This is a genomic window from Paenibacillus lautus (assembly GCF_050482385.1).
GTDB classification, from domain to species: Bacteria; Bacillota; Bacilli; order Paenibacillales; family Paenibacillaceae; genus Paenibacillus_AQ; species Paenibacillus_AQ lautus_B.
Window position 1 is genome coordinate 234,691 of sequence record NZ_JBCNHV010000013.1, and the last position, 19,052, is coordinate 253,742.

Below are 19,052 nucleotides of genomic sequence, written 5' to 3' on the forward strand. Positions count from 1 at the left end.
TTGACCTCCTTATTCGTGCGCGGCACGGCAAGTTTTTATATAGGGAGAAGACATCCGTCTGGATGTTGAAAAATATGAAATCTATTATCGATAGTTGATATCCCTATATAACGAACATTATATACCTACTTAATCCATAAGAAAAATATACATCGATGCACCTCAAAGAAGCCAGACCGCAATAAGAGGAAATTTTTCTTGCGATTAACGAATAGTTCAGCTTCGCTGAAAACATATAGCTTCGATAATCTAAAGAAAAATGTACATCGAAGAACCTTCACAGAAGCCAGACCTTTTCTTGTGTTATATAGCTGCTCCATATAATATATGCCTTTTATTCTGATCTAATTATCGGTGGACCCTATTCGGTGCATCTATAATTGGCGAAGTTTTGGCAAGCTTTTCGTTAAGAAGGTAAGAATAGCAAAACAACGCAGCCTTGACGGCTGCGCTGTCGAATGTTCAGATTATGCTGGTTTTGATTTCATTTCGTTTCACTTGGAGGCTCAATCCGCTCCATCCCGTTCATGTAAGGTCTGAGCGCCTTTGGAATGAGGATCGAACCGTCTTGCTGCTGGTGGTTCTCCAGCAGCGGGATGAGAATTCGCGGCGAAGCCACGGCCGTATTGTTCAGGGTGTGGCAGTAGTGCAGCTTGCCTTCCGCGTCCCGGTAGCGGATGTTCGAGCGACGCGCCTGAAAGTCGAGTAGATTCGACGACGAGTGTGTCTCCCCGTAAGCCCCGCGGCTTGGCATCCATGTCTCGATGTCGTATTGCTTGTACGTTTTCTGCGACATATCCCCGGTGCAGACGGCAACGACACGGTAAGGCAATTCGAGCTTCTGTAGCAGCTCCTCGGCATTGGCTGTGATCTCTTGCAGAAGCTGCTCCGAGGCTTCCGCGCTGGCCTCGCAGAGAACGACCTGTTCCACCTTCGCGAACTGATGCACCCGGTACAGGCCCTGGACGTCCCGGCCACCCGAGCCGACCTCGCTCCGGAAGCACAGCGACGCTGCGGCCAGGCGAATCGGCTGCGACACATCGACGACTTCACCGCTATAGAACGATACCAACGGCACTTCGGACGTACCGACGAGCCACTTGTCTTGCTCCATAATTTGAAAAGCCTGATCCTGACCAAGCGGGAAGAAGGCTGTATTCTGCATGGCCTCCGTTCTAACGGTTAACGGTACGTCCATAAGGGTAAAACCCTTGGCGACCAGCATATCCACCGCAAGCTGCTGAACGGCCCGGTGCAGCATGGCGCCGATGCCGGTTAGGTAGTAGCTGCGCGTGCCGGCGGTTTTGACGCCGCGGGGAATGTCGATCATCCGGTGCAGCTCGCCGAGCGTGACATGATCCCTGTATTCATAATTAAACAAAGGGGGCTCGCCAACCCGTCTGATCTCTACATTGTCCTCATCCGAAGCTCCGACCGGCGTATCCGGCGAAACGATATTCGGTACAAGGATGAGCAGCCGGGCGTAATCCGCGTCTACTTCCCGGTACAACGATTCTTGCTCGTCAAGCTCCATATTGATGTCCTTGACTTGCTGCTTCGTCCGCTCGGCTTCTTCCTGTTTGCCTTGCCGCACGAGCATGCTGATCTCCTGCGAGATGGCATTGCGCTGCTGCCGCAATCTCTCCACGGCCAGCAGCAGTGTCCGGCGCTGGTCATCCAGCCGGACAAGTTCGGCAACCGATAGGGCAATGCCTTTTTGGTTAGCCACTCGCTGCAGTTCTTCCTGATTCTCTGTGCTCTCTCGGATCCATTTCAAATCTAGCATGATCACCGCGCTCCTTCTTCTGAAAAAAATAAAAAAGCGTCCTAGTCCATATGGGACGAGGGACGCTTATGCGCTCGCGGTGCCACCCAAATTGATTGAACCGTAACCTCATCAAGAAACGGGTTGGTCCGTGTTCAATCCACTTTGATTCCGCGGTAACGGGCGGGTCCGGTTAACTTAGGGGGACGGGCTGATCGGTTGTAGGATCGGCTCCCCTTGACGAGAACGCCTCGGAGTTGGAAGCTCTTCATCGGCCTGATGTTGATATTGTTGTTCAGTATACCGCATGAGATGTCTTTTATACAAGGGGCTCTTCGGATTTTGTACGCTGATATATCGACGCAGCTTTCTTCGCAGCTCCCTGCTTCCATCTGGCAGGCTGCTCCGCATCCCAGCGGAAGGTCCATGCGACTGCACCGAGGATAAGGATCGTGAAGCCTATAAGAATTATAAGGGGCATCCAGATGCCGGTGATTGCGCCTTGCGGAGAAACGGCAATGGACATGGCATCGACCAGGTAATGGAACGGCTGCAGCTGACCCAGGATGGCAACTTATTAATCAATGTTTTATATTCAATGTTGTTTATTGACCGGAAATGAAAGCCGCAGCTGATGCTGAGGCTTATTCTTGAACCAGTGTTATGATCTTGTTGAGAAAGGTGATGTCCTGTTCCAGGATCGAGATCGCATTGTCGAAGGTAGCAAGGGCGATCTTCGATAAGCCGTACTGTCCCTTAATTTCTTTACCTGAACGCCATTGTGCCAGCGATTCTTCCACTTGCTTGAGGTTTTGCTGCAGTAATTCCACCGCTTCCTGCTTCGGAATGTTCTCGATCCAGACCAATCCAAGAGAGAAGTCGGATTTGACGGTATGGGGAGGAAGCGTCAAGGTTTCGCGGATCATCTTCTGGAATAACTTCTCGCCTTCATCCGTAATACTGTAAATTTTGCGAAGTCTCGCACCGGTCCGCTCTTCAGCGGTGGCTGCAATCAGACCGTCGCTTTCCATCTTGTTAAGTGCATAATAGATGGAGCCGGATAGAATATTCGTCCATAGGTCCATGCGGCTGGCCTGAATAAGCTGCTGAATTTCATAGCCGTGCATCGGGCGCTGGCGCAGGAATGAGAGCAGGATGAGGTTGGTCATGTTGGGTCACTTCCTTAGGATGTGTAGGTAAAGAATAATTTCATAACTGGATATCCAATGTTGGATATATAATGGTTGTAATTATAAATACGATGGAATGATTTGTCAACAATTTGCCGAAAAATAGGTAAATGTCATATATGGATTGAATGAAAGCGGTTTAACGTTTAGTCTATTAGTGTGAACTAGTATGGCAGTTGGATGAGGAGGCTATATCGTTGATGAACTACAGACAATTGGGAAATACGGAGCTTCACATTAGCGAGGTCAGCTTTGGTACTTGGGCGATCGGAGGTTCATGGGGGCAGACCCATGATGAGGAAGCCTTGAAGGGATTGGATCGCGCCATCGGCGAAGGGGTGAACTTTTTTGATACGGCCGACGTATATGGAGATGGGCATGCGGAGGATTTGCTCGCTCGCGCAACCAAAGGCAGGGAAGACTCGGTGCATATCGCCACCAAATTTTGCCGTGCCGGAGATATTCATGATTTTCAGACCTACTCGGAGGACTCCATCCGCCTTTATTGCGAGAATAGCCTAAGGCGGCTCCAGCGGGAGCGGATTGATCTCTATCAGGTTCACTGCCCTCCCTTCGAGGTGTTGAAGGACGGAAGGGTGTTTGAAGTGCTGGACAAGCTGCAGGCGGAGGGGAAAATCCGGCATTATGGCGTCAGCGTGGAGACGGTGGAAGAAGGACTTTTTTGTCTGGGGGTACCTGGCGTAAGCTCCCTGCAGGTTATCTTCAATCTGTTCCGCAAAAAACCGCTGGCTGGGCTGCTCCCGAAAGCCAAAGCGTCGGGCGTCGGCATTTTGGTGCGCTTGCCGCTTGCCAGCGGTCTGTTAACCGGGAAATTTACGGAGACCACCACCTTCAGCGAAGGGGATCACCGAAATTTCAATGCAAACGGGGAGCAGTTTAACGTGGGCGAGACCTTTGCCGGCCTCCGGTTCGAAAAAGGGGTTGAGCTCGCCAGAGAGCTCGCTTGGATTGCCGAGGGCCGAGGCGACATGGCCCGCGCATCCATGCGCTGGATCCTGGACTGCCCCGAGGTCAGCGCTGTCATACCCGGCTTCCGCAGCGTCCGCCAGATTGAAGATAATCTGGGCACGCTGGACGTGCCTTCGTTCAGCATGGAGGAGAAAGAACGCCTGGCTCGCTTCTATCAGGAGCGGGTAGCGGAGCACATCCGCGGTGCCTATTAAGCTGCATTCCGAGCATAAATAGTAAGAAGCCTCCCGATCGTTCGGGGGGCTTTTTGTGTCGATGATGGGCATTGAACAGAACGATTGCAGCTGCTGCAGCGCTGCTTTAAAGCATACCCTATGCTTTATCATGGCAATGATACTATAATATAGGCAAAGATTCTGAATCGGTATGTGTTCAGCAGGAGGATTGTCGTTTTGAATGACTTGTTGAAGCGGGAGCATGACATCATCAAGGTCTGCTTGTTAGCAGGAAAAATTATGTTGCAAAGCGGTGCTGAGACCTATCGGGTCGAGGATACGATGATGCGGATCGCCGCGGCTTTCGGCGTGGAGAACAGCCACAGCTATATGACTCCGACCGGGATCATCTTCTCGGTGGAGGAGCCTCAGCATATTACGCGGCTTATTCGTATTTCGGATCGGACAACCAATCTCGATAAGATCGATCAGGTCAACAGCGTGTCTCGGAGCATAAGCCTCGGTGAGCTGACGATTGAAGAGGCTCATAGGGCGCTTGAGAAAATCGAACATGAGCAGGCGATATATCCGACATGGCTGCTGATTCTCCTGTCAGCGATCGCAAGCGGCTGCTTCCTCATTATGTTTCGCGGTGTCTGGCCGGATTTCGTACCGGCGGCCATTGCGGGCGGTCTTGGCTTCTCCTGCTTTCTATTCATGCATCGGGTCATACCGGTGCGATTCTTCGCCGAATTCTCGGGAGCGTTGGTCATCGGCATAACCTCCGTATGGATGGTCAAATACGGATTCGGCCATCAGCTGGATACGATCATTATCAGTTCCGTGATGCCGCTGGTACCGGGCTTGCTGATCACGAATGCCATCCGCGATTTAATGGCGGGGCACCTGATATCCGGCTTGTCCAAAGGCGCGGAGGCTTTTGTTACGTCCTTTGCCATCGGAGCGGGAATTGCGTTTACGTTGTCATTCTAAGAGATGTGTGAGTGGAGGTGAAGATGGTGGCAACCTTTTATATACAGCAGCTCATCACGAGTTTTGTTGCTTCGGCGGCCTTCGGGATCATATTCAACGTGCCCAAAAAAGCACTGCTGCAGTGCGGGTTTGCCGGCATGGTGGGCTGGCTGCTCTACATTATGCTGCAGAACATGATGGTTGAGCCGGTGACGGCCACTGTGTTTGCGGCTTTTTGCGTGACGATGATCAGCCATTTTTTCGCCAAAAAATACAAGACTCCCATTATCGTGTTCAGCGTGTCGGGGATTATTCCGCTCGTACCGGGCGGAGTCGCCTATAATGCCCTTCGGCATGTCGCCCAGAATCAATTCGATCAGGCTGTTCAGCTGGGGGCGCAAGCCTTCATGATTTCAGGCGCCATCGCACTGGGGTTGCTGCTGTCGGAGGTGACCAATCAGGTCATTCGGAAGTGGTCGATATCCCGGAGGAGAGCTGGAAAACCCAAATCGACCGGCTCGTCGTGAACTCTCGCGATTCCACAGAGACCTAACCCATCAGAACGAGGAACAAGTTCGGATATTTTGGCCTTGCAGCTGCTTACTGGCCGTATCTTTCGCTTAACTGCAGGGGATACGGTTTTTTTGAGTGAACTGAAGGGGCTGTCCCCTTCGTGAATATTTTTACATAAGTTTCATGTTATTCCTTTTTATTGTCCAAATCCTCGCTGTACTATATAATCTTTACTGCATGAAATGAAACCGCATTCACCTCTATCCTATCTATCGATACCATCCACTGACCGACAGTTGAAGATTCCTAGTCTACCAAAGAAGAGGGATGTCCATGCAGGAGTTGACGCTGCATCTGTTCGAACGGATGGGCATGCTGCTCATCCTGACGTTTATACTGACGAGAATTCCGTTGTTCCGCCAATTGCTGGACCGCAAAGAGATGTCCGGCACACGAATGTTCATCTATTCCTGCCTGTTTGGCCTCTTCGGCATCCTCGGGGTGTATGCAGGCGTTGTCGTGGAGAATGGCGAGTCGAGCTCCTCCTTCTGGCTGATGCAGCTGACGGAGGAACAGGCCCTGGCCCATTCTGCTCTGGTCGGCGTTGTCATTGGCGGGCTGATCGGCGGGCCCCGCGTTGGCATCGGGGGCGGGCTTTTGGCGGGAGCCCATCTGCTGTATATCGGGGGCTACACGGGGCTGGCAGGAGCTGTCGCCGTACCGCTTACGGGCGCCCTGGCCGGGGGCGTGGCCCGATTCTTCTCGCAGGAGCGGGTGATCTCGCCGGCAAAAGCGTTATTCGTCGGCATGTTCGCGCCGATCCTGCTCATGGGAGTTATTTTGATCTGTGCGGATGAGCCGGACCGCGCGGTTGAGCTGGTCAACCTGATCGGTCTGCCGATGGTGCTGACCAACAGCATATCCATTGCGATCTTCACGACGATGCTGCGGGTTGCGCTCACCGAGGAAGAGCGGGCAGCCGCGTACGAGACGGAGAAGGCATTCCATATCGCGGAAGCGGCGCTGCCGCATCTGAAGCAGGGCTTGACGTACCGAACGGCTCAGGCCGTGGCCACCTTGCTGCTGCGCGAGCTGAAAACAACGGCAGTCGCCATTACGGATACGGAGCGGTTCCTGGCCCATGCCGGAGCCGCCAGCCGTACCGTTGATCCCGGAGAAGAGATCAGATCCGGTTTGACCAAGAATGTCATCTCGACCGGCGAGCTTCGGATCATCGAGAATGCGGAAGATATTCAGCCCCGTCATCCGGCACTCGGCGCCGCCATTCTTGTCCCGATGATCGAGGGTCGCGAGATCGTAGGCGTCATTCAGTTCTACTTCAAGCGGCCGCAGGATATTCGGCGCGTTGAGCTGGTAATGGCCCAAGGGCTTGGACAGCTGATTTCCTATCAGCTCGGGGCCACGGCCCACGAGAAGATGAGCCATTTAATGAAAGAGGCGGAGCTTAAGCTTCTGCAGGCGCAGATCAATCCGCATTTTCTGTTCAATACGCTCAATGCAATCCATTCGTTGATCCGGAGCGATCCGCTGCTGGCAAGACATGCCACGATGCAACTGGGGGCGTTCATGCGCTTGAACGTCAAGGTCATGGCCTCCCGCAGAACGACCATTCGTGAGGAAATGGAGCTGTTGAATGCCTATTTGGACATTATTCAAATCCGGTTTGAGGATCAGTTCACGTTTGAATGCCAGCTGGATCCGGAGCTTGGCGAGCTTATGATTCCGCCTGCAACGCTGCAAATGCTGGTGGAGAACAGCATTAAGCACGGCTTGCGCGATAAAGCGAGCGGGGGCATCATCCAGTTGACCCTAAAGCGGGCGGGCGATCTGGCGGTTGTGCAGCTGCGGGACAACGGGGCAGGTATCTCTCCTGAGGTGCTGGACAGCCTCGGCGAACAACCGATCATCGGCAGCGAAGGTACCGGAAACGGCATTTACAATATCAATCAGCGTTTAATCAGCATGTTTGGCAAGGAAGCCAGACTCATCGTAGAAAATCTTGCAGAGGGCGGATGCAGCATATCCTTCAGCATCCCCTGCAGTCTATCGGAAGGGAGCCGGTACCGTGAAGCGAATTAAAACGATGATAGCGGAAGACGAACGATTGGCAAGGGAGGAGCTGGCTTACCTGTTGGAACAGGAGCCCGATATCGAGCTGCTTCCTCATGCCGCGAACGGCCGGGAGCTGCTCGAGCTGGTTCCCTTACGGCAGCCGGATGTCGTCTTTCTCGACGTTCATATGCCGGAGCTGGAGGGATTGCAGGCTGCGCGGATGCTGAAGGCCTCCCCGATCTCGCCCTTGATTGTTTTTACGACAGCCTATGACGAGTATGCTGTCGAGGCGTTTGGTCTGAATGCGATTGATTATCTGCTGAAGCCTTACAGCCATATGCGCTTAAAGGAAACCCTGCAGCGAATTCGCAGCAGGGTTCATGAAGGGCAAGCCTCCCCAAAGCAGGAAGCTTACGATGTCGCCCCACAGGCAGCTCCGTATCCATCCACTGAGGCTGCTGCCCGCAGCATGCGTGGCAAGTTGCTGTTCGATGATGGGGACAAACATGTGCTCGTCGATCCCGAGGCGATACTGTACGCGGTGCGCGAGGAACGGGTCATTCGCATATGGACGGTGGAAGGCCAGCGGATTACGAGCAAGAGCACGCTGCAGGAGCTGGAGGAGAAGCTTACGGGTTACTCGTTCTTTCGTCCTCATCGCAGTTACCTGGTTAACGTAAACCGGATTGCGGAGCTGTCCCCTTGGCAGAACGGCGCTTACAATATTGTGCTAAAGGATGAGCAGCGGACGATGATTCCTTTGTCGCGGGAGGCCGCCCGGGATTTGTTCCGGTTGCTTAGAGAGGCCTAGGGAGAAGCGCGTGGGGACGGTGGTTGTCTCCCGGTTCAGGCGGCATATCCGCCCTTTCGCGCACCCTATCGGACGTTTCGCGCAGGAGCTGTGGTCGCAGGCAATCCTCCTGTATATAATCATTATAAAGCGCTTTCATTCATGGGAGACGCAATAGAATCCTGATCGTTAATGGAGGGAAAGGCAATGGAAGAAAAAAGCTATACTGAAGTATGGCATTCCGAAAAATTCAAAACGCTGCTCTCCCGCAAGAAACGGTTCATTATACCGATGACCGTCTTTTTTCTTCTGTTTTACTTTGCGCTGCCGATTCTCACTTCGTACACCGACGTGTTGAACCACCCGGCGATCGGTCCGATCACGTGGGCATGGGTATTTGCATTCGCGCAATTCGTCATGACATGGGTCTTGTGTATCCTGTACTCCCGCAAGGCGGCCCAGTTTGACCGTATGGTAGACGATATTAAAAAGGATATGGGGGCGTAATCGACTATGGCTATCGCGTTGTTTTGCGGAATTGTATTTCTCACGCTGATCATAACGTATTACGCTGCCAAGAAAACATCCAACACAAGCGATTTCTATACGGCAGGCGGAGGGCTCAAGGGCTGGCAGAATGGGACAGCCATTGCCGGCGACTATATGTCTGCTGCCTCCTTCCTTGGCATCGCAGGCTCGATCGCGTTAGTCGGCTTTGACGGCTTCTTCTATAGCATCGGTTTCCTCGTAGCTTACCTGGTGGTGCTGTACCTTGTCGCCGAGCCGCTTCGGAACCTCGGGAAGTATACGGTGGCGGATATGATTGCCGCTCGTTTTTCCGACAAGAAAGTGCGCGGCGTTGCAGCGCTAAACACGATTTCCATCTCTATCTTCTACATGATCGCGCAGCTGGTTGGAGCAGGTGCGCTGATTAAGCTTTTGCTGGGACTGGACTATGTCACGTCCGTGCTGATTGTCGGCGTGCTCATGACCATCTATGTTGTCTTCGGCGGCATGCACGCCACGAGCTGGGTTCAAATCTCGAAAGCTATACTGCTCATGGCCGGCACGTTCATCATCTCGCTGATCGTATTCGCCAAATTCGATTTCAGCCTGACCCAGATGTTCCACCATATGAAGACGGCCACCCCGCTGCAGGAGGCATTCCTGAACCCGGGGAATAAATACAAAATCCCGCTGGAGACACTGTCGCTCAACCTTGCCCTCGTACTCGGTACGGCAGGTCTGCCGCATATTTTGACCCGGTTCTTTACCGTTAAGGATGCCAAGACGGCACGCAGCTCCGTAGTATACGCTACCTGGATTATCGGCATCTTCTATGTCATGACGATCTTTCTCGGTTTCGGGGCTGCCGCCTTCGTAGGCGCGGCGGATATTACCGCGGTCGATAAAGCGGGCAACATGGCTGCGCCGCTCCTGGCCAAAGCGATTGGCGGCGACTTCCTGTTCGCGCTCATCTCGGCGGTTGCGTTCGCGACGATCCTCGCGGTGGTGACGGGGCTTGTGCTGTCTGCCGCATCGGCCTTCGCCCATGATTTCTACGGCCAAATCGTGCGCCGCGGGGAATCGTCGGAGAAGGAGCAGCTAAGGATGGCACGGTACGCATCGATTGGTGTATCCATTGTCTCCATTCTGCTCGCATTGTTCGCCCAGAAGATGAACGTGGCATTCCTTGTCTCGCTCGCCTTCGCCGTTGCGGCCAGCGCGAATTTGCCGGTCATCCTGTTCACGGTGTTCTGGAAGAGGTTTAATACGACAGGCGCGGTTACCGGGATGCTGACAGGATTGATCAGCACGGTGATTCTTGTGGCGCTTAGTCCGAATATATGGGATCCGGCCGGCAAAGCGATTTTGATTGGCGATCCGATCTTCCCGATGAGCAACCCGGGCATTATCTCCATTCCGCTTGGCTTCGTGGCAGCTTATATCGGGACGGTGTTATCCTCTTCCAAGGATGAAGCGAAGTATGCCGAAGTGCTGGTCAAGGCCAATACGGGCGCGTAATCCGGATCCAATTCTTTGACCAAAAAGGGTGTATCCAGCTGCTTAGCAGCACAGGGGATCGCCCTTTTTTTGTCATTTTATCGTAAAATAAAGGAATATCAGGACAGGACTTTCAGGCTGTAGCGGAGGGAGGCTGCAAATGAACATATCCGGCATCGTTTTTTTTCTGGCGATTGTGGTCGGCACGTTAATGATTACGTATTATGCTGCCAAGCGGACAACAAGCACGAATGATTTCTATGCAGCGGGCAATCGTCTGAGCGGGCTGCAAAACGGCTTGGCCATTTCCGGTGACTATATGAGCGCGGCGTCCTTCCTTGGCATCGCGGGCTCCATTGCAGTGTACGGCTTCGACGGCTTTTTCTATTCGATCGGCTTCCTTGCCTCCTATGTGATCGTGCAGTACATCATCGCCGAGCCGCTTCATAACTTGGGTAGGTATACGATGGCGGATGCGGTGGCGGTTCGGTTCAGCGAGAAACGGCTGCGCGGATGTATCGCCGTTAACAACATGATGATCACCGTCTTCTACATGATTGCCCAGCTCGTTGGTGACGGGTGGCTCGTCCATTTGCTGTTTGGGCTGGAAACGTCGCTCGCCATCGTGCTGGTTGGAGGCTTAATGACCATTTACGTCACGTTCGGCGGCATGCTCGCGACTTCCTGGGTGCAGATCGTCAAGTCTATATTACTGGTCAGCAGCACCTTTATCGTGAGTCTCATCGTGCTGGCAAGATTCGATTGGGATCTGCTTGGCTTGTTCGAATCCATGAAGCAGGCGACTCCATTGCAGGAGCGGTTTCTGATGGCGGGTAACATGTTCGACCACCCGCTAGACATGCTGTCGTTTAATATGGCACTGGTCTTAGGGACAGCGGGACTTCCGCATATTATTGCGCGCTTCTACACGGTAAGAGACCCGCGTACGGTCCGTTCTTCGGTAAAAACGGCAACGTTTACGATCGGCATCTTTTATGCCATGACCATTTTTCTTGGTTTTGGGGCGGCGGCCTTTGTCGATTGGTCCGTTTTGTCGGAGCGGGTTGAGCTGGCGGCGCCGCTGCTCGCAAGCGCATTGGGTGGCGAATTCTTAATGGCCTTTGTATCGGCTGTTGCCTTCGCAACCATACTGGCCGTGATCTCGGGGCTTGTGCTGACGGCATCCTCCGCATTTGCTCATGACGTTTATAGCAGCATTTTCCGCAGAGGAAGGGCGACCGAGGCGCAGCAGATGAGAGTGGCCAAACTATCGGCCATCGTGGTTGGCACCGCTTCGATTGTGCTCGCCCTCGGCGCGCAGAAGCTGAACGTGGCATTCCTCGTTTCGTTCGCGTTCGCGGTTGCGGCCTCGGCTAACCTGCCGGTGCTGCTGTTCACGCTATTTTGGCGGAGATTTAATACGTATGGGGCCATGTCGAGCATTGCGGCCGGATTGGTATCCTCCTTGCTGCTCATGGCCGTGGGGCCTAACGTGATGGACCCCGGGGCCGGCTGGATCCGGGCGGAGGCGATCTTCCCGCTCAAGCATCCGGGCATCGTGTCCATTCCGATTGGCTTCGCTGGCGGCATTCTCGGTACCCTGCTATCCGGCAAAATCGGCTCAAGCGGCCGATTCGAGAAGATGCAGGCCATTGCCCATGTGGCCCCGGATGAGATTCGTTCCCGCGAATTGGGGTAACCACGGATGACATACGAATTTCTGTCAAGGTCTCTGTGTCTCCCCGTACTGCCCCTTTGTGCATGTGCACAAGGTCTATGCCTTGTTTGGAGGCACTGTCATAACAATACGGTTAAAAGGACTCAATATCCACCGGAACACCCTGAACTACCGCTTAAATCGGATCAAGCAGCTGACTGGCAAAAATTCGCGCCATGTGCTCGATTTGTTCGAATTGTTATGCGGGTTGATGTGGAGAAAATAGCGAAGCTTCATCATTTAGGTTTCAGCAGCTTGCCGAACTCAGAGGGATAACAACCGACATATTCCCTGAACAGATTCGTAAAATGCCGGGTGCTGTAATATCCGACCTGCTCTGCTGCCTCATTGACCTTCATGCCGGGGATGGACAAGAGTTCCTTCGCTTTCATCATCCGCAGCCGGGTTACGTATTGGCTGAAGGTTACCCCCATTCGTTTATGAAATAGCGTGCTGAGGTGGTTTGGTGAAACCCCGAACCGCTCGGCCACGGCGGAAACGGTAATATCACCGCAAAAGTGCGCCTCCAAATAAAGTACGACCTCTTCAAACCAGTCTTTGGCTCCGGGGTCGCCCTCAGATTTTTTGCGAAGCAGTCGGGTCCCTGTTTCTTCATAAAGCTGTTCTAGCCATGGAACAAACTCCTCATGCATCGGTGTCGGCGTTTCCTTGTCCAGGCTGGCTGCCAGAAAAGCCAGCAGCCTGGATTGAAGTTTGCGCGCGGCTTCCCGTTCATGGACCCACAGCATCCTAAGTTTATCGCCGCAGGTCATAAAGGCTGTATAGTCTCCCTCCGCATATGCTCTAACAAGCTGGACCGCAGTTGTGCCGAACCGGGCAGTCACCGGATCTTCTGCCAGCCGCCGCATGTCGGAGAGAACCAGGGGCTTCCCATCGTCAGTAACGCTTCGCAGGTAGGAGAGGGAACGCATTTCCAGCATTTCATTCCGCAGCGGTTCGAACGAATCATAGGTTCCCGATTCCAGGATGGTTGCCGGGCGGCTTCCATGGTGTTCAGGAGAACGGCTGTTCAGCATGTCGTGAAGCAGCTTGGTTAAGCGTCGCATGATTGCTTCCGCTTGGGAAGTGAGCGCTTTTCCAATCAGGGCATATTCGCCTTGCTCCAGTCCAATCAGGGCCAGAAGCAGCTCCTTGTAGCCGTGGTCGGCGATGACCTGGCGTGCAGCTTGCGGCAGAAGTCCGGCTTGTTCGAGTCGAGCTTCATTGGCATGGACGGGCCGCGTCTCATAGAGCAGCATGCCAGTCCATTGGCCTTCTCGTTCGGCAGTCTTGTGTTCCAGTCCGGTCTGCATGATCGGGTTATGCCATAGCGATGCGACCATCGATTCAAACTCGCGGCTGAGCGATTTTGCGTCCTGTCCGATCTGGGCGGCAGCCCGCAGTACGATCCGCTCCACATCGAAGGGCTCAATTGGTTTCAGGAGGTAATCAAGAGCACCCAACTGAAGGGCTTGACGGGCATAGTCGAATTCCGCAAAACCGGTCATGATGATCCATTGTGCATGGGGGGTATAAGGGAGTGCCTCTTCCATCGCTTCAAGTCCGCTCTTGCCGGGCATCCGGATATCGACGAATATGATGTCGGGCTTCAGCTCTGTCGCCTGTTGTATCAGCTCCAAGCCGTTTTTGGCCTCCGTCACGTCCAGATTGGGCCGAAGGTTCTCAAGAATCAGGATTAGCGTCTCTCTTGCCAGCATTTCATCATCCGCTACGATAATTTTCATTGCGCAATCCCCTCCTCTTCCAGTTCCATCGTGATCGTAATGGTTGTTCCATGGTCAGGCTGACTTTGGATATGAAGTGAAGCCTGACCGTCTCGAATAAGCGCAAGCCGTTCCTGTGCATTGCGGAGCCCGACGCGATCGGTGTGCTCAAGCTTCTTAGGGTCAAATCCGGTCCCGTTATCCTTGATAAGGATGACGGCATGGGCCCTCCCGCCTGCAATCCGCGTGTGGGCGTTGACCTCGACATGGCACGGGTGGGCGCATGGCTCGGCGCCATGCACAACGGAGTTCTCGACCAGCGGCTGCAGCAGCAGCTTGGGAATTCGAAGCGAAGCCAGCGAGGGCTCCAGCGAGAAATGGAAGGTCAGCCGGTCTCCAAAGCGCATGGACTGCAGCTCCGCGTATTTGCGGATAATGTTAAATTCCGCCTCGAGCGTTATCGACATATCGGCTGACAGGATGTCGCGCAGCAGCCCGCTGAGCGAGCGGATGGCCCGGTCGAGCTTCTGCTGCTCGCCTTTGCGGTTCAGGCCGATAAACCCATTCAACGTGTTGTACAGGAAATGGGGGTTGATCTGTGCCTGCAGAGCCTGCATCTCCGCGTCCTGCTGCTTGAGTTTGGCACGATATTCGCTGATGACCATCTCGTCCAGCCTGACGATCATGCGGTTCAGCGCGCCGCCCAGCTCCGCGACCTCGTCCTTGCCGTGGATGTCGACCCGCTTGGACATATCGCCGCGCTGCACGTGACGCATCACGCCGATCATCTCCCTAAACGGAGTGAGCAGCTTGCGGGAGTAGGCAAGAAATAGAAACAGCGTAAGGATCATACCGCCGCCGGCAAAGATCATGCCGATGTTATGCATCCACTGCACCTTCTCCGTAAATCGGCTTTGAGGGATCAGGGAGGTCACCATCCACGAGCTGGATTCAATCGTTTTCGACACTTTAACGTACGTCTGATTATGATATCTGACCTCGCTTGCTGAGAGCTGGCTCAAGGTTTCTTCGGGAATTTGTTGGCTTGCATAGACCAGCTGCCCATTCTTGTCCGTGATGACAACGACCGAGTCGTTTGTAATCAATTGGCGCACAATGCGGTCGATGACGACGGTATCGGCATCCGACATGATGACCGCAATCGGTTTGCGTGTATCCATGTCGCGGATGAGCCTGGCGACGGAGAAGACCGATTGGAGACCGTCCATCTTCACATAATCCTGATCATGGACTTTCACGAAGGTGGCTTTGCCGCCTGCCTTGACTGCATCGATGTACCAATCCTGGCCCGTGTAGTCGTAATCGGTACGGGCGGTGTATAGGGTGGAGCGGCTATCTTTGTAGAATACGGAGCCGTCGAACGGCAGCAGCAGGGTACCTAGAATCTCCTTGTGCATATTTTCGAGCACGGTTGGCAGTGTGTTGTACAGGGCGTAATCCGCCTTATATTGGGTATATTGATCCGATTTCGGGTACAGGCCGGAGGATCTGAGTTTCAGGGCATACATGACTTCGTCGTAGTTATAGGGGATGGATGTCACCCGTTCGAGCTCATCCAGATAATATTGGATGTTGCTGGTCAGCCCGACAAGGGACGACTCGGTCAGCTTCTCCGTTTCCGACGTAATCAGCTTTGTATAATAGGAAGGCATCACGTAAGCGATGATAAGGACAGGGACCAGTATGGTCACGGAAAAAAGGATGATGAGCTTGGAGCGCATGGACAAGGTGCGGTTCTTCACGGGAGCAGCCTCCATTTCGCTAAGTCTCGAATAAGCATGTTGGTTCTATTGTACTGGAACCTGGACGGGGCGACAATACAGATAAAATAGCGCTTACATCGTAGTTTTGGATCATATGTAAGCGCTATTATGTATGCTAACCTTAATGATGCAAGGATTGTTACACTATACATTTTCGAATGAGGTGGGTATTGATGAAAAAACGTGCATGTTGGATCATGGCCGTCGCCTTGCTGTGCTTGATCACGGCGTGCTCCTCGCGGCCGGACGCAATAGAAACAGGCGCAGGCACGAACAACGGCGGCAGCGGCTCGGGCAAAATTGGCTCCGGTGAAGCGAAAGTCACGCTGTCGATGATGGTCAACGTCGCCGATGAGTCGCTTACCGAGGTGTATCGCGGGATCGTGGACGGCTTCACCAAGGAGAATCCCGACATCAGCGTCAACCTCCAGTTTGACAGCACGGGCTATGAGAACACCATGAAGGTCAAAATGGCCGCCAACGACCTGCCTGACATTTTTGATACGCATGGCTGGGCCAAACTCCGTTATGGAGAGTACTTGGCGGATCTGAGGGATGAACCGTGGGCCGCCAATCTCACCGACACGATTCGTGACGTGGTGACGGATGAGAATGGCAAGTTATACGCGCTGGTACTGACCGAAGCGAAGGACGGACTCCTGTACAATGCCGATATGCTGAAGGAATACGGGATCGAGGTGCCAAGCACGTTCGAGGAGTTAATTGCAGCCGGCGAAAAGATCAAGGAAGAAAGTGGAGGCAAGACGAGACCCTTCTATCTCTCGGGCATCGACGATTCGATGATCGGGCAGTACCTGGACAATTTTGCGAGCCCGCTTCTCATTACGGCTCCAAATAATCAAGCCGATGCCCTCTTGAACGGGACGTTCGACTGGTCCGGCTTCACGCCACTGGCACAAAGCCTGGTCGATCTGAAGGAGCGGGGCCTCATGAACGAGGACGTGCTGACGGCGAAGCGCAGTGACCTTCCGGCAGCCTTTGCCGCAGGCAAAGCAACGTTCGTGCTCGTAGGGCCTGCATTCATGGATGACGTCCACAAAATCGATCCGAACATCAACATCGGCATTATGCCGGTGCCTTCCATGATCGAAGGTGATAAGCCGACATTCGCCGGCGGCGAGCGCAATACGCTTGCGCTGTGGAAGGATTCCAAGCATCCGGATGAAGCCAAGAAGCTGCTGCAGTATTTTGCCAAGCCGGAGAATATGGCCGAACTCTCCAACGTGTCGAAGAACCCTCCCGGACTTAAGGATGTGGAGACGGACCATGAACTGACCACTTACTATGAACAATACGCCGACATTCGCGTCTTCCCTTATTTTGACCGTGTCTACTTGCCGAACGGTATGTGGGATGTGCTCTGCAAGACGGGCACCGAGCTCCTGGCCGGCCGGGTGACGCCGGAGCAGTTCAGCGAGACCATGAAGATGGAGGTCGAACGGTTGTCCAAGGAATAACATGAAGGCGCGCGAAGTGCAGGAATGTATGCTGCGCTTATGCGCGCCTTATCACTTGGCTAAGAGGAGTGTGAGCGAGAGTGAAGACAGGCATGGCTGGAAGTGAAGCCGCTCCGGTCCGGGGCACCAAGCGTTTTACCCATTCGAATTTTATGCTGAACTGGATGTACGTTCCCGCACTGCTGCTGTTTATCGTATTTATTTTTTATCCTTTTTTCCGCGGATTGCTCATTTCTTTTACTGATTGGAATGGGTTCTCCCAGGCGATGAATTACATTGGCCTTGATAACTACCACAGAATGCTGACGGACAGCCGAATTCATACCGTCATTCTGAACACGCTCATTTACGGTGTCGGCAGTACGCTTTTTCAGAATATATTCGGCCTCGTGTATGCGCTGCTGCTGAACAAGTACGGCAGGGGCCGGACCTTCGTTAGAGTTATCGTCTATATCCCTGCCATTGTCAGCCCGATCATCATGGGTTATATATGGTATTTTCTGCTCCAGTATAACGGCGGGGCCATCAATGACATCATCATGCTGTTTACCGGATCGCCGGTCAATCTGCTCGCCGAACCGAACATTAACGTGTGGATCATTATGGTCGTTAACACCTACCAGTACCTGGGGATCGCAATGATGATCTTTCTCTCGGGGCTGCAGGGCATTCCGAAGGATTATTACGAGGCGGCTGAAATCGACGGTGCCACGGCCAAAAACCGCTTCTTCCGGATTACGTTCCCGCTGCTTGCGCCGGCCCTTACCACCAGCATAATCCTGAATCTGATTGGCGGGTTAAAGCTGTTCGATGTCATTAAAGCGCTGACAAACGGCGGACCGGGGTATGCCTCGGCTTCCCTGTCCACTATGATGTATGAGCTTTATTTTGCCCGTCAGGATGCGGGGCTCGCGGCCGCGCTCGGTAATCTGATGTTCCTGCTCATTACCGTCATCAGTCTGACAGCCCTGTACTTCTTGCGCCGAAAGGAGCTGTCCCAATGAAGCATCGAAAGCGTACTTGGATTTATACGTTCATCGGTTTTGCCGTGGCGTCGGTGCACATCATCCCTTTTTACATTCTGCTGACCGTTTCTTTCAAGGATATGCGGGACATGAGCTCGAAGTGGCTGTTTCCGGGATACTGGTTTACCGACAATTTCGTGAGCGCCTGGCAGAATGCACGGCTGGGCCAGGCGTTTCTCAATACGGGTGTCATCACGATATTATCGGTCGTGCTCATTCTGGCTTTTGGCTCGCTTGCCGCTTTTCCTCTGGCGCGCTATCAGTCCAAGCTTAATAAATGGGTTTACGGTATATTCGTCAGCGCGTTGATCGTTCCGCCGCTTACGATTCTGGTGCCGTTGTATAAACTGTTCGTGGATATCGGATTTATGAATACGTATCTGGGGATCGTGCTGCTCCATGTGACGTTTCAGCTGTCGATGGCGATTTTCCTTTACACCAGCTTTATCGGAACGATTCCGCGGGAACTCGATGAGGCCGCCATGATCGATGGGGCAACGAGGACCGGGCTGTTCTTCCGAATCATTTTCCCGCTGCTGAAGCCTGTAACGGCTACGATTCTCATCATGAATGCGAACTCGATCTGGAATGACTACCAGTTTTCGCTCTTCTTCCTGCAAGAGCCGGATGCGAGAACGATTACAGTTGCGTTATCCAGCTTCTTCGGAGAGAACAGCGCGCAGATCGGCTGGATTGCGTCAGGCTCGCTGTTAGCTGCCATTCCAAGCATTCTGGTATATATCTTCTTACAGAAATATTTCGTTGATGGAATTTCGGCAGGTGCCGTGAAGGGTTGAGCGGGATGGCTTATGTGAGACAGTGAGACGGTTTAGCAAGTGTTCCATTTTGGTCCATAAGAGGTTTTTGAGCAT

General features: G+C 53.4%; 17 protein-coding genes. 12 read left to right on the plus strand and 5 right to left on the minus strand.

The window, feature by feature from the left end; all coding sequences use genetic code 11:
• Positions 1-484: 484 nt before the first annotated feature.
• The 3 genes from serS to ABEW73_RS17675 all read right to left on the minus strand — a co-directional run bounded on the left by serS (position 485) and on the right by ABEW73_RS17675 (position 2,934).
• On the minus strand, positions 485-1,786 hold the full coding sequence (gene serS, locus ABEW73_RS17665; RefSeq protein WP_430166655.1) for a serine--tRNA ligase: 1,302 nt from the start codon (positions 1,784-1,786) through the stop codon (positions 485-487).
• Positions 1,787-2,084: 298 nt separating this feature from the next.
• The gene (locus ABEW73_RS17670; RefSeq protein ID WP_430206390.1) at positions 2,085-2,291 is read right to left on the minus strand and encodes a hypothetical protein; all 207 of its coding nucleotides are present in this window, start codon (positions 2,289-2,291) and stop codon (positions 2,085-2,087) included.
• A 118-nt stretch (positions 2,292-2,409) separates the two neighbouring features.
• The gene (locus ABEW73_RS17675; RefSeq protein WP_430166656.1) at positions 2,410-2,934 is read right to left on the minus strand and encodes a PadR family transcriptional regulator; all 525 of its coding nucleotides are present in this window, start codon (positions 2,932-2,934) and stop codon (positions 2,410-2,412) included.
• A 221-nt stretch (positions 2,935-3,155) separates the two neighbouring features.
• Between ABEW73_RS17675 and ABEW73_RS17680 the strand changes: the two genes are divergently transcribed.
• From ABEW73_RS17680 to ABEW73_RS17720, 9 genes are all read left to right on the plus strand, one after another.
• A complete protein-coding gene (locus ABEW73_RS17680) occupies positions 3,156-4,139 on the plus strand; it encodes an aldo/keto reductase (protein ID WP_430206391.1) in 984 nt (327 codons plus the stop codon).
• Between the two features lie 198 nt (positions 4,140-4,337).
• Complete coding sequence (locus ABEW73_RS17685; protein ID WP_339291939.1) at positions 4,338-5,093, plus strand: threonine/serine exporter family protein; 756 nt, start codon at positions 4,338-4,340, stop codon at positions 5,091-5,093.
• Between the two features lie 23 nt (positions 5,094-5,116).
• A complete protein-coding gene (locus ABEW73_RS17690; protein ID WP_430166660.1) occupies positions 5,117-5,599 on the plus strand; it encodes a threonine/serine exporter family protein in 483 nt (160 codons plus the stop codon).
• Positions 5,600-5,918: 319 nt separating this feature from the next.
• The gene (locus ABEW73_RS17695) at positions 5,919-7,685 is read left to right on the plus strand and encodes a LytS/YhcK type 5TM receptor domain-containing protein (RefSeq protein WP_430166662.1); all 1,767 of its coding nucleotides are present in this window, start codon (positions 5,919-5,921) and stop codon (positions 7,683-7,685) included.
• On the plus strand, positions 7,672-8,469 hold the full coding sequence (locus ABEW73_RS17700) for a LytR/AlgR family response regulator transcription factor (protein WP_430166664.1): 798 nt from the start codon (positions 7,672-7,674) through the stop codon (positions 8,467-8,469). Before ABEW73_RS17695 ends, ABEW73_RS17700 begins: the two co-directional genes overlap by 14 nt.
• Before the next feature lie 186 nt (positions 8,470-8,655).
• Positions 8,656-8,955 carry a DUF485 domain-containing protein gene (locus tag ABEW73_RS17705; protein WP_009593006.1) on the plus strand — a complete coding sequence of 100 codons (300 nt, stop codon included), beginning with the start codon at positions 8,656-8,658 and terminating at the stop codon, positions 8,953-8,955.
• A gap of 6 nt (positions 8,956-8,961) precedes the next feature.
• Positions 8,962-10,473, plus strand: coding sequence for a solute symporter family protein (locus ABEW73_RS17710; protein WP_430166666.1), 1,512 nt, complete (start codon positions 8,962-8,964; stop codon positions 10,471-10,473).
• A 139-nt stretch (positions 10,474-10,612) separates the two neighbouring features.
• Positions 10,613-12,151 carry a solute symporter family protein gene (locus tag ABEW73_RS17715; RefSeq protein WP_430166668.1) on the plus strand — a complete coding sequence of 513 codons (1,539 nt, stop codon included), beginning with the start codon at positions 10,613-10,615 and terminating at the stop codon, positions 12,149-12,151.
• Positions 12,152-12,215: 64 nt separating this feature from the next.
• Positions 12,216-12,395: a helix-turn-helix domain-containing protein gene (locus tag ABEW73_RS17720; protein WP_430166904.1), complete on the plus strand. Its 180-nt coding sequence runs from the start codon at positions 12,216-12,218 to the stop codon at positions 12,393-12,395.
• A 10-nt stretch (positions 12,396-12,405) separates the two neighbouring features.
• Here ABEW73_RS17720 and ABEW73_RS17725 read toward each other — a convergent pair whose 3' ends face one another.
• Positions 12,406-13,914, minus strand: a complete 1,509-nt coding sequence (locus ABEW73_RS17725; RefSeq protein ID WP_430166670.1) for a helix-turn-helix domain-containing protein — start codon at positions 13,912-13,914, stop codon at positions 12,406-12,408.
• A complete protein-coding gene (locus ABEW73_RS17730) occupies positions 13,911-15,656 on the minus strand; it encodes a cache domain-containing sensor histidine kinase (RefSeq protein WP_430166671.1) in 1,746 nt (581 codons plus the stop codon). Before ABEW73_RS17730 ends, ABEW73_RS17725 begins: the two co-directional genes overlap by 4 nt.
• A 194-nt stretch (positions 15,657-15,850) precedes the next feature.
• Between ABEW73_RS17730 and ABEW73_RS17735 the strand changes: the two genes are divergently transcribed.
• From ABEW73_RS17735 to ABEW73_RS17745, 3 genes are all read left to right on the plus strand, one after another.
• Positions 15,851-17,155 carry an ABC transporter substrate-binding protein gene (locus tag ABEW73_RS17735; RefSeq protein WP_430166673.1) on the plus strand — a complete coding sequence of 435 codons (1,305 nt, stop codon included), beginning with the start codon at positions 15,851-15,853 and terminating at the stop codon, positions 17,153-17,155.
• Between the two features lie 92 nt (positions 17,156-17,247).
• Positions 17,248-18,159, plus strand: a complete 912-nt coding sequence (locus tag ABEW73_RS17740) for a carbohydrate ABC transporter permease (RefSeq protein WP_430166906.1) — start codon at positions 17,248-17,250, stop codon at positions 18,157-18,159.
• A complete protein-coding gene (locus ABEW73_RS17745) occupies positions 18,156-18,977 on the plus strand; it encodes a carbohydrate ABC transporter permease (RefSeq protein ID WP_430166674.1) in 822 nt (273 codons plus the stop codon). The genes ABEW73_RS17740 and ABEW73_RS17745 overlap by 4 nt, the downstream gene beginning before the upstream one ends.
• Positions 18,978-19,052: the final 75 nt, after the last annotated feature.